A 21,614-nucleotide genomic window follows, 5' to 3' on the forward strand; every position below is an offset into this window, starting at 1 on the left:
GGAAGATACAATGAAGGTTTTTCACATTCAGGCAGCGATGCCATTGTGTACCAATACGTTTCTGCTGATCGGGGATCAGGGGCATGCAGTTGTGATTGATCCCAATGCGCCTGCACAGCGCTATCTCGATTTGCTGAGAGAGCATCATGCTCACTTGGCTGCAGTTCTTTTGACCCATGGTCATTACGACCACATGGGATCGGTCGCTGAACTTCGGAAGGCGACGGGTGCCTCGCTGATGGTCAGCGAGCTGGATGCCGCGCCCCATGTAGATGAACGCTTGTTCCCGCCCTTGGATCAGGTCAGCTGTTATGGCGATGGTGATCATTTTTCTGTGGACGACATGGATTTTCAGGTGATTGCCACGCCGGGCCATACCTCCGGCTCCGTCTGCCTTTTGTGCGGAGAGCACCTTTTCAGCGGAGATACGTTGTTTTGCGGGGATATCGGACGCACAGATCTGGAGACGGGAAGCATGGCGCAAATGAATGCCAGCCTTCGGAAATTAGCGGCGCAAGTGCCGGATGATGTACAGGTGCTTCCCGGTCATGGCCCTTTTTCCACTATGGAGCAGGAGAAAAGCCGTAATTATTACTTGCGCGCGGCAATGGAGGATCCGAAATGAAACTTTATTTGGCAGGTCTTTCTTCCGGTTATGAGCCGGAACATGTGGCGCGTTTGTTCTGGCCTGCTCTCCAGTTGGTGAAAGAATACCCGGCGCATGGGCAGGATGCCATCGTTTTGCATAAGAGCGGTACCCGCGTGCTTTGTGCTGTGCGGTGGGAGAAAGAAATTACTGCCCGCAGATTCTCTTTGACAGACGGTGCCGATAAAAAGCAGGAAGAATATGAAATTTGCCGTGAGCTGTTTTGCATGCTGCGGCAGAGAACCGGCAAACAGCCGCCTTGGGGTATGCTGACGGGCGTTCGTCCTGTGCGGCTCGTACGGAACCTTTATGCCCGTGGAATGAGCGAAGAGCAGGCTGCGCAGCATCTTCAAAATGACTGCTTTGTCAGCGAAGAAAAGCTGCGTCTGGCCACGCGCATTGAAAAGCTGCAGCGGCCCGTTTTGGCGCAGGTAGAACCTCGCAGCTTCAGCTTGTATATTTCCATCCCGTTTTGTCCCTCCCGGTGCAGTTATTGCAGCTTTGTCTCACGAACAACGGGTGAAAGCGCCAAACTGATCGAACCGTATGTGACACACCTGTGCGCAGAGTTGCGTGACATTGCGGCATTGGTTCAAAAATTGCATCTCAAACTGGAATCCATTTACATTGGCGGCGGCACGCCCACTGCGATTTCTGCGCAGCAGTTGCGCACGCTGATGAATACCGTGAAGGAGTGCTTCAATCTCTCCAGCGTGCGGGAATATACGGCGGAGGCCGGGCGGCCGGATTGCACGACGCCGGAGAAACTTGCGGTACTGAAAGAATTGGGCGCCACAAGAATTTCCATCAACCCGCAGACGCTTTCGGATGAAGTTCTCCGCGCCATCGGGCGTCGGCACACAGCTCAGGATGTGCTGGACTGTTTTGACACAGCCCGCAAATTGGGGCATAATAATATCAATATGGATTTGATTGCAGGGCTGCCGTTGGATACAGTGGACGGCTTCAAGAAGAGTCTGGAAGGCGTGATGACCCTGGGTCCGGAAAATATCACCGTGCATACGCTGACGCTGAAACGCGCTTCTACACTGGTGGAAGATCATGCGCCGGACCGTTACGGAGATGTTGTACAGATGCTGTCGGCCTGTGCCTGCCTGGATCAGGCGGGCTATGAACCCTATTACATGTATCGCCAGAAGGGAACGCTGCAAAACCTGGAAAATACGGGATATACCAAACCCGGTTTTGCGGGCCTGTACAATATCTATATCATGGAAGAAGTGCATACAATTTTGTCTGCAGGTGCAGGCGGTTCCACAAAACTGGTCGCTCCCTGCGGGCACATCAAGCGCATTTTTAATCACAAATATCCGCTGGAATACCTGCGCTGCTACGATGTTGTGCAGCAGCGCAAACAGGGAATCGAGGATTTTTATGGGCAATACGTTGATATGGATCCCCAAACGTCTTGTTGAACTGGATCTGCTGAGCGTTGCGGCTTTGTCTCCGCAGGCTTTTGTAGATTATTGCGAAAAGGACTACCGCGACCGGATCGATGCCGCGGCCCGAAGCGTCTTGAACAGCGGAGCAAGGGTCGTTATGCTGACAGGTCCTTCTTCTTCCGGAAAAACGACGACTGCGCACAAGCTGGCACTTCAGCTTCAAAAGCTGGGAACGCATGCAGCGGTCGTTTCGTTGGACAATTTTTTTAAAAATCTGGAAGAATATCCGCTTCTGCCTGACGGCACGCCGGATTATGAAAGCGTGGATGCGTTGGATGTGAAGGAGATCAATCGCTGCCTTCTGGAGCTGACGCAGACCGGATGCACGGAAATCCCGAATTTTGATTTTTGCCGTGAACAGCGCCGAATGGGACGCATCCCGGTTCAAATCGGGCAGGGAATCGCCGTGGTGGAAGGAATCCATGCGCTCAATCCCCGTCTGACGGCACTTTTGCCGCCGAAAAGTGTGTACAAAATTTACGCAGGTCTGCGGGAAGAGTATTCCACGGGCGGACAGCGTTCTCTGCCCACTCGGGACGTGCGTCTGGCACGGCGCATGGTGCGGGATTATCAGTTCCGCGGTCACAGTGTGGAAAAAACGTTGTCTATGTGGCCGGCTGTATGCGAAGGGGAAGACAAAAATATCAAGGTGTTCAAGCCGGAAGCGGATCTTCTGCTGGATACAAGCTTTTCCTACGAGGTTTGCTGCCTGGCGCCGCTGGTCTGCGCGCACCGCGGAGCTTTGCCGGCGCAGAGCCCTTATGCGCAGCGGTTGAAGTCACTGTGTGATACGTTTGCAAAGTGTCGCACTATTCCGCTTTCACTGGTCCCGGAAGATTCGATGCTTCGGGAATTTTTGGGAGAAAATCCGCAATGACAAAACGATGGAGGTGTTGTTGTGATTTCATTTGATAAGCTGAAAGAAAGCGCTGCCACTCTGGCGGACGGCGCTGCCCGGGTGACAGAAGACCTGGTACAGAAAGGGAAAAAACAGGTCGATCAATTGGCACTGGAGAATAAACTGGCGAAAGCGCAGCGGCAGCTGGGTGCACTGGTTTATTCTTTGCGGAAAAACGGTGAAACCAATGAGGAGCTGATCGATCGATACGTCCAGGTCGTGGCACAAGTGGAAGCCGAACTGGCAGCGTTGGCACAACTGCCAAAGGAAGAACAGCCCCAGCCGCAGCAAACGGTGACTACCTACTGTCCCCAATGCGGCGCGGAGGTCGACCCGGGGGCCATATTTTGTCCTCGGTGTGGGAACGGCCTCTGATAATCCAAGCGTTCGCGCATGGATTTGGCAGAAGAAAAAACGCTCGTCTGTGCACAAAAAGAGGCAGAAAAGATAAGTTTTAAAAGTTTGTCGATTGCAAAAGCACTTCGGAATGATTTATTTTCGTGAAAAAACGGAAAAACCCTTGCATTCAGAGGGGCTATCATGTAGAATAGACCAGAAAGGGCGGAACCGGCCTTGAAGCAGGATTTTGAAATGAAAGAACGGTATAACATGGAGGACCTGCTGCGCATTGTGGCGCTTTTGCGGGACCCAAAGGACGGGTGTGCCTGGGACAAAGTACAGACGCATTCATCGATCCGTAAGAATTTCATTGAGGAAACGTACGAGGTAGCGGACGCGATTGATTTGGAGGATGCACATCTTCTCTGTGAGGAATTGGGCGATGTTCTTTTGCAGGTGGCGCTCCACACGCAGATGGAAACGGAGCAAAGCCGCTTTACCTTTGAAGATGTGTGCACGGGTATTTGCAAAAAGCTGATTTACCGTCATCCTCATATTTTTGGTGATGTGAAAGCGGACAACCCCGAGCAGGCGCTGCAAAATTGGGAGGCGCTGAAACGTCAGGAAAAACATCGCGAGTCTGTTGCGGAAGATTTGGCCAGTGTTCCGCAGGCGATGCCAGCGTTAATGCGGGCAACAAAACTTTCCAAGCGGGCTGCTTCGCATGGAATGGGTCGCAGCACACAGGAGACCACAGCTTCGCTGAAGAAAAACGCAGATGAATTCTGCAAAGCAGCGGAGCAGGGCGATGTGCAGAACATATCCGATGTGTTGGGTCGCCTTTTGTTCGACGCAGCGGATTTGGGCCGCCAGGTCAAATGCGATGCAGAGGAAGCGCTGGAGCGTGAAAATCGGGCGTTTTTGTACAGTGTGTCCCAGCCGTGAACTTATGTCGATTTGTTTGAGTCAATACAGTCTGGTCCACACTAAGAAACAGAACAGGTTTATCCAAGGCGCTCAGCGCTTTGTGGATATAAACGAAATCATCAATGCTTTTATTTGGAGGTTTTTCAACATGACAAAAGTTGAACTGATTGCGAAAGTTGCTGCCGATGCAGAGTTGACCAAAAAGGATGCAGAGAAGGCAGTTGCAGCTGTTTTGGACGGCATTACCAATGCGCTGAAATCCGGCGATAAAGTTGCTCTGGTGGGCTTTGGTACTTTTGAGCCCCGTCAGCGTGCTGCTCGTACGGCTGTGAACCCCCGCACCGGCGAAGAGGTTCAGGTTGAAGCGACGGTTGTGCCCGCGTTTAAAGCAGGCAAAGCTTTGAAGGACGCTGTTTCCGGTAAATAAGCTGCTTTTTATGCCCGCTCTGCGCATTGCCGCGGTGCGGGCTTTTTGTTATGTTATCCCGCATAGGGAGGAGAGTGCATATGCGAATCGATAAATATTTAAAGGTAAGCCGTCTGATCAAGCGCCGCACCGTTGCCAATGAAGTGGCGGATGCCGGTCGCATTTTGGTGAATGGCCGTCCGGTGAAGGCAAGTTACGCCGTCAAGGAAGGCGACATCATTGAAATTGCTTTTGGTCAGCGCCCGGTTCAGGTAAAAGTGGTCTCTACAGAAGCCCCTACGGGGAAGGATGTAGCAAGAGAAATGTACACTGTTCTGTCGGAATAAGAAAAGTCTATGGAAGATATCTTCCATAGACTTTTTTGCATAGAGCACCTGCTGTGCGCATAGAATGAACGGAAGGCAGGTGAAAAGAACATGAATGAGAAAAGCATGACAGCAGGTGGAAAGAAGCCGCATAATGTAATATTGGAAAACCGGAACATGCTGACGGCCACAGGAATCCAGGCGATTTTGTCCTATGATGAACTCACGGCTTGCTTGGATACGGAATATGGAATGCTGACCATCGGCGGAGAAGGTTTGAAGGTCAGCGAACTCAGCGTACAGACGGGAGAAGTGCGAATCAGCGGTGCCATAGAATATGTGCAGTATACAGTCAAAAAGGAAAAAGGCACATCATTGTTCAAAAGGTTGGTGCGGTAATGGTCGCGGCCATTCCCGTTCAAATGGCGCTCAGAGACGCCTTTTTGGCAGCAGGTCTCGGGTGCCTTTTGTGTCTGATATATTCGGGGCTTCGGTTTGTGCTGGGCCAAAGTGCGGTTGCCTTGGCCTTTTCTGATGTGTTCTGCTGTATAAGCGGCGTTTTAATGCTGCGCAGTGCTGCCGTAAGCCGTTTCTATTCCGGCCTTCCGCGTTGGTATGATCTGCTTGCTTGTGTGAGTGCTTTTTTGATCTGTCGTTCTGCACTGGGGCCGTTTTTAGAAAAAATGAGGGCGATGTTTTGGCGGGCTTTGACTTTTCCGGTCCAATGGATTGGGCGCTATGTGTTTGCGCCTTTCTGGCGGAGACTTTTTCGATGCGCAAAAGCACGCGGGACAAAAAGGCATGTAAAGAAACTGGAAAAAATGAAGCAGGTCAACAAGAAAAGGTTGCAAAACACAGGCCGAGTGTTGTATAATTCTAAATAATGCAAAAGACAAAAACCTTGCAAAACAGGGAAAGGCGATCCATCGGTAATGCAGCGTACGGCGAAAAAGAAAAAGAAAAAGTTTTCAGCTTGGGCAATTCGGCTTGGGCTTGTTTGCGTTTGCGTATATCTGGGTGTATCGCTGATTTCTGTACAGATGGAAATTATTGCCAAGCGCCAGCAGCTTGACAATGTCAATCAGCAGGTTTCGGCACAGCAAGCCGAAAACGAGGAGTTGCAGCGTACGTTGGATACAGATGATGAAGCGGCTTATATGGAGCGCCTTGCCCGCACAAAATTGGGTTATGCGTTACCCAATGAGCGTGTTTTCATCGACATGTCGGGCAATTAAGGTCCGTCTCCACCCCCACTTTAAAAGCCGTGCGGCTTTGCATTTTAAATAAAAGGAGTTCTATCATTCCATGGCAGTAGAGGTAGGAAGCATCGTAGAGGGTAAGATCACCGGCGTAAAAAAATTCGGCGCATTTGTTTTGCTGCCCGGTGGAGAGACCGGAATGGTTCACATTTCCGAAGTCTCCAATGAGTACATTCAGGAGCTTTCGGATGTGCTCAATGAAGGTCAGATCGTTAAGGTCAAGATCCTGAGCGTTTCACCGGACGGAAAAATTGCGCTTTCCATCAAACGGACGGAGCCGCGTCCTCGTCCCACACGGGCAGATACGGGCCGCGTATGGCAGCCGCGTACACCGGCTCCCCAGACCAATCTGTCCTTTGAGGACATGATGAGCCAGTTTAAATCTCGCAGTGAAGAAAAAATTTCCGATCTGCGTCGCGTGACAGAGGCCCGGCGCGGCGGCGGGTATTCACGCAGAGGTCATTGATTGTTTTTAAAAGGATGCATCGGCGGGTGCATCCTTTTTTGTTTGAACCGCGTGGATAAATTAGACAAAAAAATTGTATAAATAAAGAATAAACTGTAAACTATGCCTTTGCCTGCCTTGCGTATGGGAGATAGGAGTGTTATAATGAAGATAGAAAAAGAAAGCATGAGCGTTCTTTTTCAAACCGCAAAGGAGGCTTTGGTTTATGAAAATCACATGCACAGGACGCAAGGTCAATCTGAAAGAGGCGTTTCAACAGCGCGTGGAGACAAAGCTCGCAAAACTTGATAAATTCTTCTCTTCGGAGGCGCAGGCACAGGTGACTGTAACCGTTGAGAAAGATTGGCAAACGGTGGAATTGACCGTACGCGACCGGGGGTTCGTAAGCCGGGCAGAGAAGTCAGCCGACCGCATGGAAGATGCGTTCGATGCGGCCGTGGATCTTTTGACGCGTAGAATTGTCAAGAATCGCAAGAAACTGGAAAATCGTGTATATCAGCCGGCTGTAGAGGCCTTTGCTCAGGAAGAGGAAGAGCCGGAGGAGAACGAGTACCACGTGATTCGCGAAAAACATTTTTCGGTGAAGCCGTGCACAGTAGATGAGGCTATTTTGGAAATGAATATGCTGGGTCACGCGTTTTTCCTGTTCCGCGATGGCGATACAGGGGAAGTACAGGTGGTTTATCGCCGTAAAGACGGCACATACGGCCTGTTGGTTCCAGAGCGCTGACCTACTCAAAAAAACAAGGGGGCGAAAGCCCCCTTTTTTATGTGGGAATGTGTTGGTTGGCAAATTGGTTCAGTGCTTCGCTTGGTTCGTAAGCGGTTTGGTAAAAGATTCCGTCAAGGGAGATGAGAGTTCCGAACGGCTGTACCGTGTGTACGGTCCCGTCCTGAAAAGTAAGCGTGAATTCTACAAACTGACCTGCCATGGGCTCGGGCGAAAATGTGCGATATATGACGACGGATTGCATCTGACGGCAAAGGTCTTCAATCTGATCGGCAGAAAGCTCATATTGTACGCTGGGTGGGATGAGACGCACGGATGCGCTCTGTATTTGATCCGCACGAAGATCTGCGTACGGATGGCGCCCGCTCAGCAACCACCAGAGAATTCCTGCGATAAGAATCAATGCAACGAAAATAAAACCGATACGCCGGCGAACTTTCATACAACGGCACCTCCTTTGCATGAAATACGGATGAAGCAAAGAATTTATTTCATTTGATTGATTTGGCGCTTGGAAAACTGGTCAGTGACGTGGTTTTATGTTATACTAAAACAAAAATGAAAACGAGGAATCTGATTTGCAGTATCATATGATTGCTCCGTGCTATTTTGGAACGGAGAGCGCGGCCGCGTACGATTTTAAACGCATTGGGGCACAGAATGTAACCGTTACGGATGGACGAGTTTCTTTTGACGGAGACGAAGACATTCTGTGTGCGGCCAACTTGTGGAGCCGTTGTGCAGAGCGCGTGTTGCTTTTGTTGAAGACAGGGAAGGTCACAAGCTTCGACGAGTTGTTTGATTTGACGGCCAGCATTCCCTGGGAGGAGCTGCTCCCGGCAGATGCAGCTTTTCCAGTGAAGGGCAGCAGTCTTTCCAGCCAGCTGTCCAGTGTCCCGGCGTGCCAGAGCATTGTGAAAAAGGCGGTAGTGGAGCGGATGCGCCGCGGCCATCATACGCAGGTCCTGCCTGAGACAGGGGCCGTTTACAAAATTCGCTTTTCCATTCGGAAAAACATAGCGGAAATTCAGTTGGATACTTCTGGTGACGGCCTTCATAAGCGCGGGTACAGGCGCAACAGTACACTTGCACCCATCAAGGAGACCTTGGCTTCTGCAATTGTGGATCTGGGACGCATATATCCGGATACAGTTGCGCAGGATCCGTTTTGCGGTTCCGGCACGTTAATGATTGAAGCAGCCATGAAAGCGATGAATTTGGCTCCCGGCATGCGCAGACGTTTTGCTGCAGAACACTATGCTTTTATTTCCCCCAAGGCATGGGCGCGGCAGAGAGAAAAGGCGCTGAGTGAAATCCGAAAGGATTGCACCTTTGAGGGAATCGGCTTTGACATCGATCCGGCGGCGGTACGTTTGGCAACAGCGAATGCTAAACTGGCGGGGGTGGAAAAGCATTGCCGCTTTTTTGAGGCAGACGTAAGTCGTTTCGCGCCCGCAAAAGGAAGTATGGTATTTACGAATCCGCCGTATGGTGAACGCTTGGGTGATTTGCAGCAAGCGGCTGAACTGGAGCGGATTCTGGGCCGCCGCCTGGAAGAAAATCCTGTGCGTGGTGCCTATATTATTACCGCTGATGCGGATTTTGAGACACATTTTGGCAAAAAGGCAAAGCGACGCCGCAAACTTTACAACGGAATGATTCCCTGTCAGGTCTATATGTATTTTTGAGGAGGGCGTACAATGCATTATTGTATTTATTGCGGTTTCCCAATGAAAGACGAGGATGCGATTTGTCCTCGCTGCGGAGCTAAAAGTGAAATTCAGCCAGACGTGACTGTGCCGACTGCGACTCAGGCCCAACCAGATTCCGTCGCGCAGCCGACACCGGACGCATCGAGTGCGGCTCCTGTCCAGCCAGAGCCTGCCACGCAGCCGGACCCGAACGCATCGGCCGTACCGCCGGTCCAGCCGGAACCCGCAGCGGCCCGCCAGGAACCACCGAGAACGGCACCTCAATATATGCCCGGCGGCTACCCGCCGGTTCAGCAGCCGCCGTATTATGAACAGGGGCGTCCTATGCCGTATCCGGTTCAGCAGCCGCCAGAGCCTTTGAGCCTCGGAACCATTGTAGGTATGCTGGTACTTGGCAATATTCCTTTGGTAGGATGGATCGTCATGTTGATTTGGGCATTTGAGCGTTCCATGCGGCCCAATCGGCGCAATCTGGCACGTGGAATTCTGATTGTAAAACTGATTGGTTGGGCACTTTTTATATTCCTGTGGGTTTTGTTTGCCATTTGGGGATACAGCGTATCACGTTTCTATTATTATTAAGACAAAAACCGCCGCCCGAATTCGGGCGGCGGTTTTTTGTTGTTATTCCGTCATCAGTTTGCAAACAGCATTTGCATAGGCGACAGGGTCCTCCAAAGTGAGGCCTTCAATCAGAAGTGCCTGATCATACAACAATTCGCTGTAAGTTGCCAGCTTTTCTTTGTCGCCGTCGCGCATCAGTTTTTGCAATGCAGCAAACACCGGGTGCGTTCCGTTGATTTCTAAAACTTTCTGGCTTTTTACTTTTTCCTGAGTGGGCATATTGTTCAATACCTTTTCCATCTCAATGGAAAGCGGTCCGCTGCTGGACAGGCAGACCGGGTGGCTTACCAGTCTCTGCGACAAGCGCACCTCGCTGACCTTGTCACCCAATGCCTCTTTCATAGCCGCAAACAGGTCTTTGTTCTCTTCATTTTGGGCTTTCAGCTCTTCTTTTTCGCTCTCGCTCTCCAGCCCCAGATCATCACCGGAAATGTTGCGGAATTCTTTTTTGTCGTATTCGCGCAGCATCTGCAGAACGAATTCGTCTACATCATCCGTCAGATAGAGAATGTCAAATCCCTTGGATAACACGCGCTCCGCAGCGGGCAGTTTGGCCAGCTTTTCGCAGCTTTCGCCGGCGGCGTAATAAATGTATTTCTGCTCTTCGGGCATGGCGTCCACGTATTCACGAAGCGTGACATATTTGTTCTCTTTTCCGCTGTGGAACAGAAGCAGGTCCTGCAGCTGGTCCTTATTGGCACCGTAGCCGGTATAACAGCCCATTTTCAGCTGGAGACCGAAGTTTTTGAAAAATTCTTCGTATTTTTCACGGTCGTTTTTCAGCCAGGCAGACAGTTCATTTTTGATCTTGCGTTCCAGCGTGGTCTTGATCAGTTTCAGCTGGCTGTCGTGCTGCAGCATTTCGCGGCTGATGTTCAGGCTCAAATCCTGGCTGTCTACCAGACCTTTTACAAAGCTGAAATGGTCCGGCAGGAGATCGGCGCAGCGATCCATAATCAGCACGCCGCTGGCATAAAGCTGAAGCCCTTTTTCATACTCTTTGGTGTAGTAGTTGAACGGCGCACGGGACGGAATGAACAGCAATGCGTTGTAAGTGGCTGTGCCTTCGGTCTTGGATTGGATGACCTTGGCAGGATCGGACCAGTCGGTGAATTTCTGCTTGTAGAATTCAGCGTATTCTTCGTCCGATACTTTCTTTTTATCCCGCTTCCAGATGGGAACCATGCTGTTCAGCGTTTCATCTTCCGTATAATTTTCGTATTCCGGAGTTTTGTAATTTCCGTCCGCATCCTTGTCGGTTCCTTCCACCATGCGGCTCTTGGTGCGGAGCATCTTGATGGGATAACGAATGTAATCGGAATACTTTTTCACGATTTCCGCAAGGCGCCAGTCGTCCAGATATTCGTCATAATGTTCGTCGCCTTCGTTTTCCTTAATAACCAGAATAATATCCGTACCGGCGGTGGCTTTTTCGCAAGGAGTCAGGGTATAACCTTCTGCTCCTTTGGATTCCCATTTCCAGGCTTCCTGTGTGCCAAAGGCGCGGCTGATCACCGTTACTTTACTGGCAACCATGAACGCAGAGTAAAAACCAACACCGAATTGTCCGATGATGTCCACTTTATTGTTGGCTTCGTTGTTCTGCTTGAAGTCCAGACTTCCGCTTTTGGCAATGGTGCCAAGGTTTTGCTCCAACTCTTCTTTGGTCATACCAATGCCATTGTCGGAGATGACAAGCGTACGCTTGTCCTTGTCAGGGGAAAGGCGAATCTCGAAGTCTTTTTTCTTCAGCGCAACGCTGTCATCGGTGAGGCTGCGGAAATACAGCTTATCAATGGCATCGCTGGCATTGCTGATCAGTTCGCGCAGGAAAATTTCTTTGTGCGTATAGATGGAATTAATCATCAAATCAAGAAGCCGCTTGGATTCGGCTTTGAATTGCTTTACTGCCATAAAACATGCCTCCTAAATCTTAGCACTCTAAAAGCATGAGTGCTAATTCATAATACAACAATCAAAAGGAAACTGCAAGAGATTTTAGCAAAATTAAAAAAATCTTCATAAAGAGAAGAAAAAGGCCGGGCTGTATGCTTCATTTCTGGAAAAATACTTGCTTAACATAAACCAATGCGCTATTATATATAGTATATAAACTTAGAAAAAGGCGGTGTTTTTGTGCCGAATCCCAATATAGATTTTTTCTCCGGTGAGCCGGAAAGCGGCGCTGGTTCCAACGGCAACGACAAACCGATGGACGATGCGTTTGCGGGGATGCAGGAGTTGAATCTGTTTGACGACGCACCCGAAGCCGAAACCACAAGTACCAGTGATGCGACACAGGTTTTCGATGTGAAACAGCCTGTGGCAGCGAAGCCCGCTGCCCCCAGTGTGCCGCAGGATAAGGAAAAAGAAAAGAATATCGGAGAGATGGTCTTCCAGAGCTTATTTGCGGAGGAAGAGTCGAACCAGCCGGTGGCGGAAGATGCAATTCCTTTGGATTTTGCTCAGCCGGCAGAAAATGTTCCATCTGCACAGGCTGCAGATGAGGCAGAACCGATTTCTGTTGAAATGCCTCATGCGGCTGCTCCGGCAAAACCGACGGGTTCTTTGCCGGTGTTTAATTCTACCAATCGTCAGGAACCGCTTCGGCGTCAGGTAAAGGCAAAGCCGATTGATTGGAACGTAGATCATTTCCGGCAGGCCAAAGCGCAACCGGTTGTTGTCGATCAGCCTGCCCCGGTGGAGCCGGTGCAGCAGCCGGCAATGACCAGTGCTCCGATTGAGCCGATTCCGGCGCAACCGGTTCAGCAGCAGGCAGAGCCTGAGTGGAAACAGCTTTTGGACCAGGCAATTTCCGATCAAAAGGATGTTCCTTCTCAGGCGGGCGAAGAGGCTACCCGTGTGTTTGAACCGGCCGCGCCGGTTCAGCCCATGAGTTTTGAGCCTGCTGAATTGCACAAAACGACTGCCTTTGATTTTGATGCACAGCCTCCGATGCCGGAGAAAACACCGGAACCCGAGGTTCAGCAGCCGGTTTCCCAGACAATTCCGCTGGACTTCTCTCAGCCGGAACCGGAACCTGCAGTAGAAGAGCTTTCGTTTGATATGCCCCTGGAGCCGGTGCAGCCGCAGGAGCCCAAGTCTGAGAATTTGGGCGGAATCGCCCCCATTGATTTCAGTGCTTTTGATCAGGCGGTTTCACAGGCGAGCGAAGAAAGCTATGGCGAACCGGCACCCTCTGACGTGAAAGACGATTTGTTTGCAGGCTTGTACGATGCGGATCCCGATGAGGACGAGTACGAAGACACAGAGGACGATGAAGAGGACATGCCGCGCCGCGGCCGCAAAGGCGGTTCGGGCGGTGGCCGTAAAGGCGGCAACAAAATGCCGCTGATCATTGGCATTGCGCTGGTGATTCTGGTTCTGGTCGTTCTTCTGGTGACCAAACTTTTGGGCGGCGGAGATGACAAGGGGAATTCTACTTCTCAAACCACTTCCAGCAGCATGGCCAGTTCTTCTGTTCCCGATGCTTCTTCGACAAGTTCCGTTGTCACGGAGCCGGTGGATACGATTCCGCGCGATGAGTGGTATATGCGCTTGGTAAATCGCAGCAATGTGTTGTCCAAGGAAGAGACCGATGCCATTACGACTGCAGATGTAGGTGGCGTCCCGGTGGACAGCCGTGCGGCGGATGCTTTCAATCAGCTCTTGAGCGCGGCAAAGGATGCGGGATATACGCTGACCCTGAAGGTGGGTTACCGCACTTATGATACACAGGCGACCAACTACAATGCTGGTTATACGGATTGCCCGGCGGGTGCGTCGGAGCATAACCTGGGCCTCTCTGCCGACATTTTCTCCAGCTCTGTCTCCGGTTATGATGATGCCGCTTATCGTGCCAGCGCCGAGTATCAGTGGCTGACGGAAAATGCAGCCAATTATGGCTTTATCGAGCGCTATCCGGAAGGAACCAAGGAGATTACGGGCTTTGATCCGGAACCCTGGCATTGGCGCTATGTAGGTGTGGAGCAGGCACAGAAAATTAAGGCCAGCGGCCTGACGTTGGAACAGTATCTGGCGCAGGATTCCACCGCGCCGGCATCTTCTGACGCAAGCTCTGCAGCCTGAGGCTATTTTTATCTGAATGCAATCTGCCGGAACGGATGTTCCGGCAGATTTTTTAGTGTATGGGCGGAAAAATCGACAAACAGAATCAGCGTGTAAAGGAGCGCATCCCAGATGCCGCTCCTTTTGTTTTGCAATAAAATTTTTACATTTTTTCGTGGAAAAAGTGCTTTCTATTCATCTTGGTGGGTGCTATAATGAAAAAGCCGACCGACTGGTCGGTCAGTTTTTCTTTAAGCCGAATATGCGGCAGGGAGGTAATTATGCTGTCTCATTACAGCGTCAAAAAACCGTTTACTGTTTTGGTAGCAGTCGTTTTGGTTTTGGTATTGGGTGTGGTCTCTTTTATGGGAATGACGACCGATCTTCTGCCCAGTATTGAACTGCCGTATGTGATGGTAGTCACCACATACGCCGGTGCGAGTCCGGAAAAAATCGAAATGACTGTGACAAAGCCGCTGGAGGCGGTGCTGGGAACAACAGGCGGTGTTAAAAACGTGCAGTCAGTCTCCAGTGAAAACTCCAGTTTGGTCATTTTGGAATTTGAGCAGGGGACCAATATGGATTCTGCTATGATCGAATTATCCAGCAATGTGGATCTGGTGAAAGCGCAGCTTGACGATGCAGTCGGTACGCCGATGCTGCTGCAGATCAGCCCGGATATGCTGCCCGTAATGATCGCCAGTGTGGACGTAAACGGAATGGATGTCGGTCAGGTTTCGGATTACGCGCAGGAGTCCGTGATTCCGGAATTTGAGCGGTTGAGCGGCGTGGCCAGCGTGGATGCAACCGGTTTGGTAGAGCGGCAGGTCTCGGTGACATTGGATCAGAGCAAGATCGATGCGCTGAATGACCGCGTTCTGGGAAGCGTGGACAGTGAGCTGGCAGACGCCCAGCAGGAACTGCGTGACGGACAGGCAAAACTGGACAGCGGAAAAGCTCAGCTGGAGCAGGGAAAGCAGGCGTTGAACGAAAAGAAAGATTCTACACTGAGCCAGCTGGCAGATGCGAGTGCACAGGTGGACAGCGCTTCGGCACAGGTTTCCGCCATGCTCAGTGAGGAGACATCGCTGACAGCCAATCAGAAAGCATTTGAAGCGGAAAAAGCAGGATACCAGCAGGCGCTGGATGGTTACAATACGCTGAGCAGCGCATTGTTGGCTGCAAAGCAAGGTGCTCAGCAGCAGGTGGTTGATCAGGTGAACCAGGCTTTGGCGGCGTTGGGCGTGCAGGTACAAAACTTTGATGAGGTGCTCGCGCTGCTGGAAAATCCGTCGATACCTCTTCCGGAAAAAATCTCCAGTGCAATTCGGTCGGTAGCCACCATGCCGGAAAGCGTGGAAGATCTGTTGGCGATGGACGCCGCGACTTTCGAAGCCTTCCGCCAGCAGGCGATTTCCAGCGGTGTTTCGCAATTGGCTGATTTGACACAGGAGAGTTTGCGTCAGCTGAAAGATGCGGCCGACAAGGCTCCTGCGCGTATGGCGGAAATTGATACAGAATTGAGCAACATTGCTACGAGACTTGCTACTATTTCCGCAATGAAGCCGCAGCTGGAAGAGGCGCTGAAAAAGGCACAGGAAGGATATGCTGCGCTGGAGAGCGGTAAAATGACCGCGGTGAATGAACTGACCAAGGGCGAGGTGACACTGTCCAACACAGAAAGTCAGCTGGCGCAGGCCGAAGAGCAGCTGAAAACAGCACAGGAACAGTTTGAACAGGCGCGGGATCAGGCGTACAAGCAGGCAGATCTTTCCGGCGTATTGACGCAGGAAATGCTGGCGAATATCCTGATGGCTCAAAACTTTAACATGCCGGCCGGCTATATCAATGAATCCGGGGAGCAGTATCTGTTAAAAGTGGGTGATGCGTTCCAGAGTGTAGAAGAATTGGGGAACACCGTCTTGATGCATCTGGATGTAGACGGTATCGGCGATGTTCGTCTGCGTGATGTAGCTGCCGTAGAATTGACGGACAACGCGGGAGAGACCTATGCCAAGGTAAATGGAAACGACGGTGTGGTACTGAGTTTTCAAAAACAGAGCACGGCGTCGACAGCAGATGTGTCCGGTAAAATCAACGATGCAATTGAAGAACTGCAGCAGGAAAATCCGGACCTGCATATTACCCCGCTGATGGATCAGGGCGATTACATCGATTTGGTGGTCAGCAGTGTGTTGTCCAACCTGTTGTGGGGCGGCCTGCTGGCAATTCTGATTTTAATTTTGTTCCTGCGCGATGCGCGTCCCACGCTGATTGTGGCGTGCAGCATTCCCTTTAGTCTGATGTGTGCCGTTACACTGATGTATTTTTCAGGCGTCACATTGAATCTGATCAGTCTGTCCGGGTTGGCACTGGGCGTTGGTATGCTGGTGGACAACAGCATTGTAGTCATCGAAAATATTTATCGTCTGCGGTCTGAAGGAATGCCTGCCACGAAAGCGGCCGTACGTGGAGCCACGCAGGTTGCCGGTGCAATCTTTGCCTCGACGCTGACGACCATTTGCGTTTTCCTGCCCATTGTATTTACGCAGGGCCTTTCCCGCGAACTGTTTACCGATATGGGCCTGACCATTGCCTATTCGCTTCTGGCCAGTTTGGTAGTGGCATTGACGCTGGTACCGGCGATGGGGTCGAGCTTCCTGCGCAGCTCCACACAGAAAGAGCACAAGTTGTTCGATGGCTTTGTGAACCGGTATGAAAAGGTTTTGCGCTGGGCACTTAAGCATAAGGCGCCGGTTCTGGGTGGTGCTTTCGCGCTGCTGGTTTTCAGCGGTGTTATGGTCACACAAATGGGGACCGCTTTTATTCCCAGCATGGACAGCCCGCAGATGTCCGCGACGCTTACCATGCCGGAGGAATCCACTCAGGAGCAGACCTATGCCATGGCCGACGAAGTCATGGCCCGAATCACACAGGTGGAAGGTGTGGAGACCGTAGGTGCCATGCAGGGGTCTGGCATGGGAGGAATGACAGGCAGTTCTTCCGGGAGTATTCAATTTTATATTCTTTTGTCTGATGATCGGGATGTTACCAACGTAGATGTGAAAAATCAGATCGATCAGTCTGTCAGCGACCTGGATTGCACGGTGGATGTGACGGAATCCACCATGGATCTGTCCATGCTGGGCGGGTCCGGTATCGAACTGGTAATTACAGGGCAGGATCTGGACCAGATGAATGCGATTGCGGAAGATTTGCGGTCGATTTTGCACGAAACAGAAGGCGTGTTGGATGTTTCGGAAAAAGAAGTGACCGGAAACCCGGAAACGCGCATTACTGTGGATAAGGAAAAGGCCATGCAGTATGGGCTGACGGTCGCTCAGGTTTACAGTGAACTGGCAACGGCACTCCAAAGTGAGACCAGTGCGACAACGCTGACCATTGGGGCAGATGATGTTCCGGTCGTTGTGATTCAGGACGCTGCTTCGTTGCCGGGGCGTGACAGCATTATGCAGTACACATTTACAGTGACCGGTCAGGACGGAGAAGAGAAAACCGTGGCGCTTTCCGAAATTGCCACCAAAACAGAAACGGACAGCGTTCCTGCCATCAACCGTGAAAACAACGTGAGAACCATGTCTGTGACTGCGGGTGTCGATGAAGAACACAACATTGGTCTGGTAAGCAGAGAACTTCAAAAAACACTGGACGAATACGAGGTCCCGGATGGCTATACGGTCACCCTCTCCGGCGAGAACGAAACCATCAACAGCGCGATGCTGGATTTGCTGAAAATGATGGCGCTGGCCATTGTGTTCATCTACTTGATTATGGTCGCACAGTTCCAGAGTTTGATGAGTCCGTTTATTGTTATGTTCACCATTCCCTTGGCATTTACGGGTGGTTTGCTGGCACTTTTGGTGACGGGAAAAGAACTGTCCATCATTGCAATGCTGGGCTTCCTTGTTTTGTCGGGTGTGGTTGTCAACAACGGAATCGTATTTGTGGACAGTATCAATCAGCTTCGCCTGGAAGGGATGACCCGGCGGGAAGCCATTGTAAAAACAGGACGCACCCGAATCCGTCCGGTGCTCATGACGGCGCTGACTACCATTCTGGCCATGTCCACGATGGCCTTGGGTGTCGGCCAGGGCGCGGAAATGACGCAGCCGATGGCCATTGTCACCATTGGCGGCTTGAGCTATGCCACGTTGCTCACATTGGTGATTGTGCCGATTTTATACGATATTATGATGAAACGACCGCTGCATGATCCGCAATTGGACGATGCTGCGGAAGACGCGGCCCGTGAAGTGAATGGCCTTCAGGAGGAATGAGCATGCAGAACAGACGCGCTCAAAGAGAAGAGCAGATTTACGAAGGACTCCTGCGCCTTTGGACGCAGAACAGCGACCTGCACACAATCACGGTACAGCAGATTGCCGATGCGGCAGGCATCGGCAAAGGGACCCTGTATGAATATTTTTCGTCCCGGGAAGAGATTTTTGCAAAGGCTTTTCTGTACCGCTTGGAAAATGAGTTTTCGCATTTGGAAGAATCGCTGCGCAAGACGCAAAGCTTTGAAGAGCGGCTCAAGGTCCTGTTAAGAGCGGCGGATCGTGTTCTGGAAATGCAGAATGTAGGCGCGCAGGTATTGGCTGTTTGTTCGGGCGAGACAAATGAACTGGAGCAGTTTTGCACACGGATGAACCGCTCATATGCGCAGCGAGTGGAAGAGTTGCTGGCACTTACCGTGCAACAGGGCGTGGAGGAAGGTGTTCTGCGTAAACCGGAAAGCATGCGCTATGCAGTGCTTGCCATATTCAGCGGACTGACCGGGTATATTTCTTATCGGCGTGCACATCCTTCTGAAGAGGGAGTGGAGCAGGATACCATCCAAATTTTGCTGCGTTCTTTACGCTGATTTTTATGATTTTGTAACTTTTTCTGAAAGCATTTTAGCTAAATCCCGAGCGAGTTTTTTGTCGACTTTGTTTAAGGGTGCCAAATCGATGTTTAAGCGATTGACAAAGCTGCGGGATGGGGTGTAGTGTTTAATAGTATTAGGAGGTTGATTTTTATGAAAGAAGCGACGAGTAAAAAACCTGTTTCAAATACATGCTATACCATTGCTGCCAAGGACGGACGTGTGCTGGAGGTGGCCGATTTTGATCATGCCAGCGGTGCGGCAGTGCAGCTGTGGGAGAGCACCGGCGTGGACAGCCAGAAGTGGCTGGCGGTCGAAGTGGCCGAAGGTGTGTATAAACTGGAGAATAAGCTGACCGGGAAAGTGCTGGATGTTGCGCAGGCCGGCACGGAGAACGGCTGCTGGATTCATCAGTGGGATTACATCGGAAAAGACAATCAGCTGTGGCAGTTTGTAGCTGTGCGCGGCGGTTATAAAATTGTGTCCAAAGCATCCGGGAAAGTTCTGGATATTGTTGATATGAGCATGGAAAACGGTGCGCGCGTTCAGATTTGGGATGATGTGAACGGTGCAATGCAGACCTGGAAATTGACTGCAGTGAAAGAGCCGAAAAAGGCGGCGGTAAAATCCGAGTCTGCCAAGCCGGCGGCAGAGAAAGCCGCTCCCAAGAAGCGTGTTGCAAAAAAAGCGCCGGTGGCTAAACCGGTAGAGAAGACAGTGGCTCAGCCTGTGAAGGAAGAACCTGCGAAAAAAGCAGCGAAAACGGCAAAGCCTGCTGCTGTTGCAGAAAAAGCGGTTGAGCCGGTAAAATCCGCCGTTGAGAAAAAAGCAGCGGAACCTGCCAAGGCACCGGAGAAAGAGCCTGCGGTAAAACGCGGAAACCGTAGCAAACAGCGCAAATAATTTGATGAAATCCCTCTCTCATATGTATGAGAGAGGGATTTTTTGTTGAAGGGGGGGTTAACCAAAAATTCTTTCGCCATGGCCTAAAAGCCTGACGTATGCACGGGTTCACGCTCGTCTATATAAAAGACGAGGAGGATGCGGGGCATGAATTACCAAATTATAATCCCGGCATATGAACCGGAATTCTGTTTGATCGACTATGTAAAAGAGCTGGAAGCAGCCGGCTTTTCCAAGCCTTTGATTGTGGACGACGGAAGCGGTGCTGCGTATGAGACGATATTTTCAACGCTGAAACAGATGGGATGTACGGTACTGACACATTCGGTCAACCGGGGCAAAGGAGCGGCCTTGAAAACAGCGTTTCGGTATCTTTTGGATGCGGAAACCGATCTGCCCGGTGTGATTACGGTGGATTGTGACGGACAACATACCGTAAAGGATGTAACGGCGGTAAAGGTTTCTCTCAGCGCCCACCCGGATACGCTGGTATTGGGGTGCCGCACCTTCGGTAAGAATACACCGGGGCGAAGTGCGCTGGGAAATCGAATGATGTCCTGGGCCATGCGCGTGGTATATGGAATTGACCTGAAAGATACGCAGACGGGCCTGCGCGGCTTGCCACCGCGGTATCTTGCGCAGATTGCCCAGTTGAAGGGAGACCGCTACGAGTATGAGTTGAATATGCTGCTTTTTGCACGTCAACAGGCGCTGGATTTTACGGTCGTTCCCATTGACACAGTCTATTTTGACAACAATTCCGGCAGTCACTTTCGCACGATTCGGGATGCGCTGCCGATTTTGAAATGTGTTTTCAGCGGAATTGTGCAGTACAGTACTGCTGCTGCGCTCTCCGTGGTGGTGGACGTGTTTGTATACTGCATGCTTGTCAAACTGCTTTTGGCGGGGATGCCGCTGGCCATGCGGTTGACTTTGGCGGCGGCATTGGCCCGCACCATCTCTTCCGGCGTCAATTATCTGTGCAATCGGCAGCTTCCGTATGTGCAGGATAAATCCTTCAGCGGTTCATTGCCGCGTTATTACCTGCTTTGGCTGTTTCAGCTTGCAGCGAGTATCGGCGGAGCTTATCTTCTGTGTGTTTTCGCACAGATGGATGAAATGGCGGCAAAACTGCTGGTGGACATCGTGCTGGCTGTGATCAGCTACCAGATTCAATTGCACTGGGTATTTGCCAGAAGAAAGGAAACGATGCCCCACTGGAACACATTTGGGCGTTTGTTCAAAAGGCTTGTCCGATTATTTCTCTTTCGCTGGAAATGCGAAGGGACGTCACCTGCCGCACCGGTGGTGTATGTGGTGCACCATCAGAATCTGTATGGCCCTGTTCACACAGTGGTGCGGTTGGATAAAACGGTTCATGTGTGGGCGTTGCATGTGTTTTGCGATCGAACGGAATGCTTTCACCAGTATTATCATTACACCTTTACAGAGCGTTTCGGCTGGCCGAAACCATGCGCATTTTTGGCGGCAGGTTTTTTATCATTGGTGGTACCGCCGCTGTTACGAAGCGTGGGTGCGGTTCCGGTTTACCGTGGCAGTGCTGCAGTGCGCAAAACGATGCGCCTTTCTCAGGAGCTTTTGTTAAAGGGGGAAAGCATCGTTATCTGCCCGGATGTGGATTATGCCAATACAGGTTCCCTGATGGGCGAGACGTACGCAGGATTTCTGGCTTTGGATCAGTATTACCGCAAAGAAACCGGGCATCCGCTGGCATTTGTTCCGGTTCATTGCAGCTCGGCATATCGAAAAATCTGCATTGGAGAACCAGTCTACTGCACGGGCTCCGGCCGTAAAGAGCGCCGAAAAGCTGCGCAGATATTGGCGCACCGAGTCAATGTGATGGCTTGCAGTTGCGGAGACGCCTTCCTTCGTGATACGGAACGGCAGAATCCCGTATTGGAATAAAAATCCCCTCTGTTTCAACAACAGAGGGGATCT

The 21,614-nt window shown here is 51.2% G+C and carries 21 protein-coding genes; 19 read left to right on the forward strand and 2 right to left on the reverse strand.

The annotated features are described in order from the left end of the window. Positions 1 to 10 precede the first annotated feature (10 nt). The 12 genes from ACKTS9_RS17155 to hpf all read left to right on the forward strand — a co-directional run bounded on the left by ACKTS9_RS17155 (position 11) and on the right by hpf (position 7,460). A complete protein-coding gene (locus ACKTS9_RS17155) occupies positions 11 to 625 on the forward strand; it encodes an MBL fold metallo-hydrolase (protein ID WP_407881890.1) in 615 nt (204 codons plus the stop codon). After that, entirely contained in the window at positions 622 to 2,082 is a 1,461-nt protein-coding gene (gene hemZ / locus ACKTS9_RS17160; protein ID WP_407881891.1) for a coproporphyrinogen dehydrogenase HemZ, read from the forward strand. Before ACKTS9_RS17155 ends, hemZ begins: the two co-directional genes overlap by 4 nt. Further along, positions 2,042 to 2,986, forward strand: a complete 945-nt coding sequence (locus tag ACKTS9_RS17165; protein WP_349215228.1) for a nucleoside kinase — start codon at positions 2,042 to 2,044, stop codon at positions 2,984 to 2,986. The genes hemZ and ACKTS9_RS17165 overlap by 41 nt, the downstream gene beginning before the upstream one ends. A gap of 21 nt (positions 2,987 to 3,007) precedes the next feature. Continuing rightward, positions 3,008 to 3,382: a zinc ribbon domain-containing protein gene (locus ACKTS9_RS17170; RefSeq protein WP_349215229.1), complete on the forward strand. Its 375-nt coding sequence runs from the start codon at positions 3,008 to 3,010 to the stop codon at positions 3,380 to 3,382. A gap of 216 nt (positions 3,383 to 3,598) precedes the next feature. After that, positions 3,599 to 4,291 (forward strand): nucleoside triphosphate pyrophosphohydrolase, encoded by a 693-nt coding sequence (gene mazG, locus ACKTS9_RS17175; protein WP_349215230.1) that lies wholly within the window; start codon positions 3,599 to 3,601, stop codon positions 4,289 to 4,291. Between the two features lie 130 nt (positions 4,292 to 4,421). Then, positions 4,422 to 4,700, forward strand: coding sequence for an HU family DNA-binding protein (locus tag ACKTS9_RS17180; protein ID WP_349215231.1), 279 nt, complete (start codon positions 4,422 to 4,424; stop codon positions 4,698 to 4,700). Positions 4,701 to 4,780: 80 nt separating this feature from the next. After that, on the forward strand, positions 4,781 to 5,026 hold the full coding sequence (locus tag ACKTS9_RS17185) for an RNA-binding S4 domain-containing protein (RefSeq protein ID WP_349215232.1): 246 nt from the start codon (positions 4,781 to 4,783) through the stop codon (positions 5,024 to 5,026). A 90-nt stretch (positions 5,027 to 5,116) separates the two neighbouring features. Next, a complete protein-coding gene (locus ACKTS9_RS17190; protein WP_349215233.1) occupies positions 5,117 to 5,404 on the forward strand; it encodes a YabP/YqfC family sporulation protein in 288 nt (95 codons plus the stop codon). Then, on the forward strand, positions 5,404 to 5,889 hold the full coding sequence (locus ACKTS9_RS17195) for a hypothetical protein (protein ID WP_349215234.1): 486 nt from the start codon (positions 5,404 to 5,406) through the stop codon (positions 5,887 to 5,889). The genes ACKTS9_RS17190 and ACKTS9_RS17195 overlap by 1 nt, the downstream gene beginning before the upstream one ends. A gap of 48 nt (positions 5,890 to 5,937) precedes the next feature. Next, positions 5,938 to 6,240 (forward strand): FtsB family cell division protein, encoded by a 303-nt coding sequence (locus tag ACKTS9_RS17200; protein WP_349215235.1) that lies wholly within the window; start codon positions 5,938 to 5,940, stop codon positions 6,238 to 6,240. 70 nt (positions 6,241 to 6,310) lie between these two features. After that, entirely contained in the window at positions 6,311 to 6,730 is a 420-nt protein-coding gene (locus ACKTS9_RS17205; RefSeq protein ID WP_349215236.1) for a S1 RNA-binding domain-containing protein, read from the forward strand. Between the two features lie 205 nt (positions 6,731 to 6,935). Next, positions 6,936 to 7,460 carry a ribosome hibernation-promoting factor, HPF/YfiA family gene (hpf, locus tag ACKTS9_RS17210; RefSeq protein ID WP_349215237.1) on the forward strand — a complete coding sequence of 175 codons (525 nt, stop codon included), beginning with the start codon at positions 6,936 to 6,938 and terminating at the stop codon, positions 7,458 to 7,460. A gap of 37 nt (positions 7,461 to 7,497) precedes the next feature. Here the strand turns inward: hpf and ACKTS9_RS17215 are convergent, their stop codons facing one another. Next, complete coding sequence (locus ACKTS9_RS17215) at positions 7,498 to 7,902, reverse strand: hypothetical protein (protein ID WP_349215238.1); 405 nt, start codon at positions 7,900 to 7,902, stop codon at positions 7,498 to 7,500. A gap of 136 nt (positions 7,903 to 8,038) precedes the next feature. Between ACKTS9_RS17215 and ACKTS9_RS17220 the strand changes: the two genes are divergently transcribed. Continuing rightward, on the forward strand, positions 8,039 to 9,148 hold the full coding sequence (locus tag ACKTS9_RS17220; protein ID WP_349215239.1) for a THUMP domain-containing class I SAM-dependent RNA methyltransferase: 1,110 nt from the start codon (positions 8,039 to 8,041) through the stop codon (positions 9,146 to 9,148). 12 nt (positions 9,149 to 9,160) lie between these two features. Then, positions 9,161 to 9,754 carry a hypothetical protein gene (locus tag ACKTS9_RS17225; RefSeq protein WP_349215240.1) on the forward strand — a complete coding sequence of 198 codons (594 nt, stop codon included), beginning with the start codon at positions 9,161 to 9,163 and terminating at the stop codon, positions 9,752 to 9,754. A gap of 42 nt (positions 9,755 to 9,796) precedes the next feature. Here the strand turns inward: ACKTS9_RS17225 and htpG are convergent, their stop codons facing one another. Then, positions 9,797 to 11,710, reverse strand: a complete 1,914-nt coding sequence (htpG, locus tag ACKTS9_RS17230; protein WP_349215241.1) for a molecular chaperone HtpG — start codon at positions 11,708 to 11,710, stop codon at positions 9,797 to 9,799. A gap of 222 nt (positions 11,711 to 11,932) precedes the next feature. Here htpG and ACKTS9_RS17235 point away from each other — a divergent pair, with 222 nt between their 5' ends. The 5 genes from ACKTS9_RS17235 to ACKTS9_RS17255 all read left to right on the forward strand — a co-directional run bounded on the left by ACKTS9_RS17235 (position 11,933) and on the right by ACKTS9_RS17255 (position 21,581). Further along, complete coding sequence (locus ACKTS9_RS17235; RefSeq protein ID WP_349215242.1) at positions 11,933 to 13,885, forward strand: D-alanyl-D-alanine carboxypeptidase family protein; 1,953 nt, start codon at positions 11,933 to 11,935, stop codon at positions 13,883 to 13,885. Between the two features lie 260 nt (positions 13,886 to 14,145). Then, on the forward strand, positions 14,146 to 18,162 hold the full coding sequence (locus tag ACKTS9_RS17240) for an efflux RND transporter permease subunit (protein ID WP_407881892.1): 4,017 nt from the start codon (positions 14,146 to 14,148) through the stop codon (positions 18,160 to 18,162). Between the two features lie 2 nt (positions 18,163 to 18,164). Then, on the forward strand, positions 18,165 to 18,749 hold the full coding sequence (locus ACKTS9_RS17245) for a TetR/AcrR family transcriptional regulator (protein WP_407881894.1): 585 nt from the start codon (positions 18,165 to 18,167) through the stop codon (positions 18,747 to 18,749). Positions 18,750 to 18,905: 156 nt separating this feature from the next. After that, positions 18,906 to 19,655: an RICIN domain-containing protein gene (locus ACKTS9_RS17250; protein WP_349215245.1), complete on the forward strand. Its 750-nt coding sequence runs from the start codon at positions 18,906 to 18,908 to the stop codon at positions 19,653 to 19,655. Positions 19,656 to 19,802: 147 nt separating this feature from the next. Then, on the forward strand, positions 19,803 to 21,581 hold the full coding sequence (locus tag ACKTS9_RS17255; RefSeq protein WP_407881897.1) for a GtrA family protein: 1,779 nt from the start codon (positions 19,803 to 19,805) through the stop codon (positions 21,579 to 21,581). The last annotated feature ends 33 nt before the right edge of the window (positions 21,582 to 21,614 follow it).

Source organism: Owariibacterium komagatae, assembly GCF_045865535.1.
GTDB classification, from domain to species: Bacteria; Bacillota; Clostridia; order Oscillospirales; family Ruminococcaceae; genus Ruthenibacterium; species Ruthenibacterium komagatae.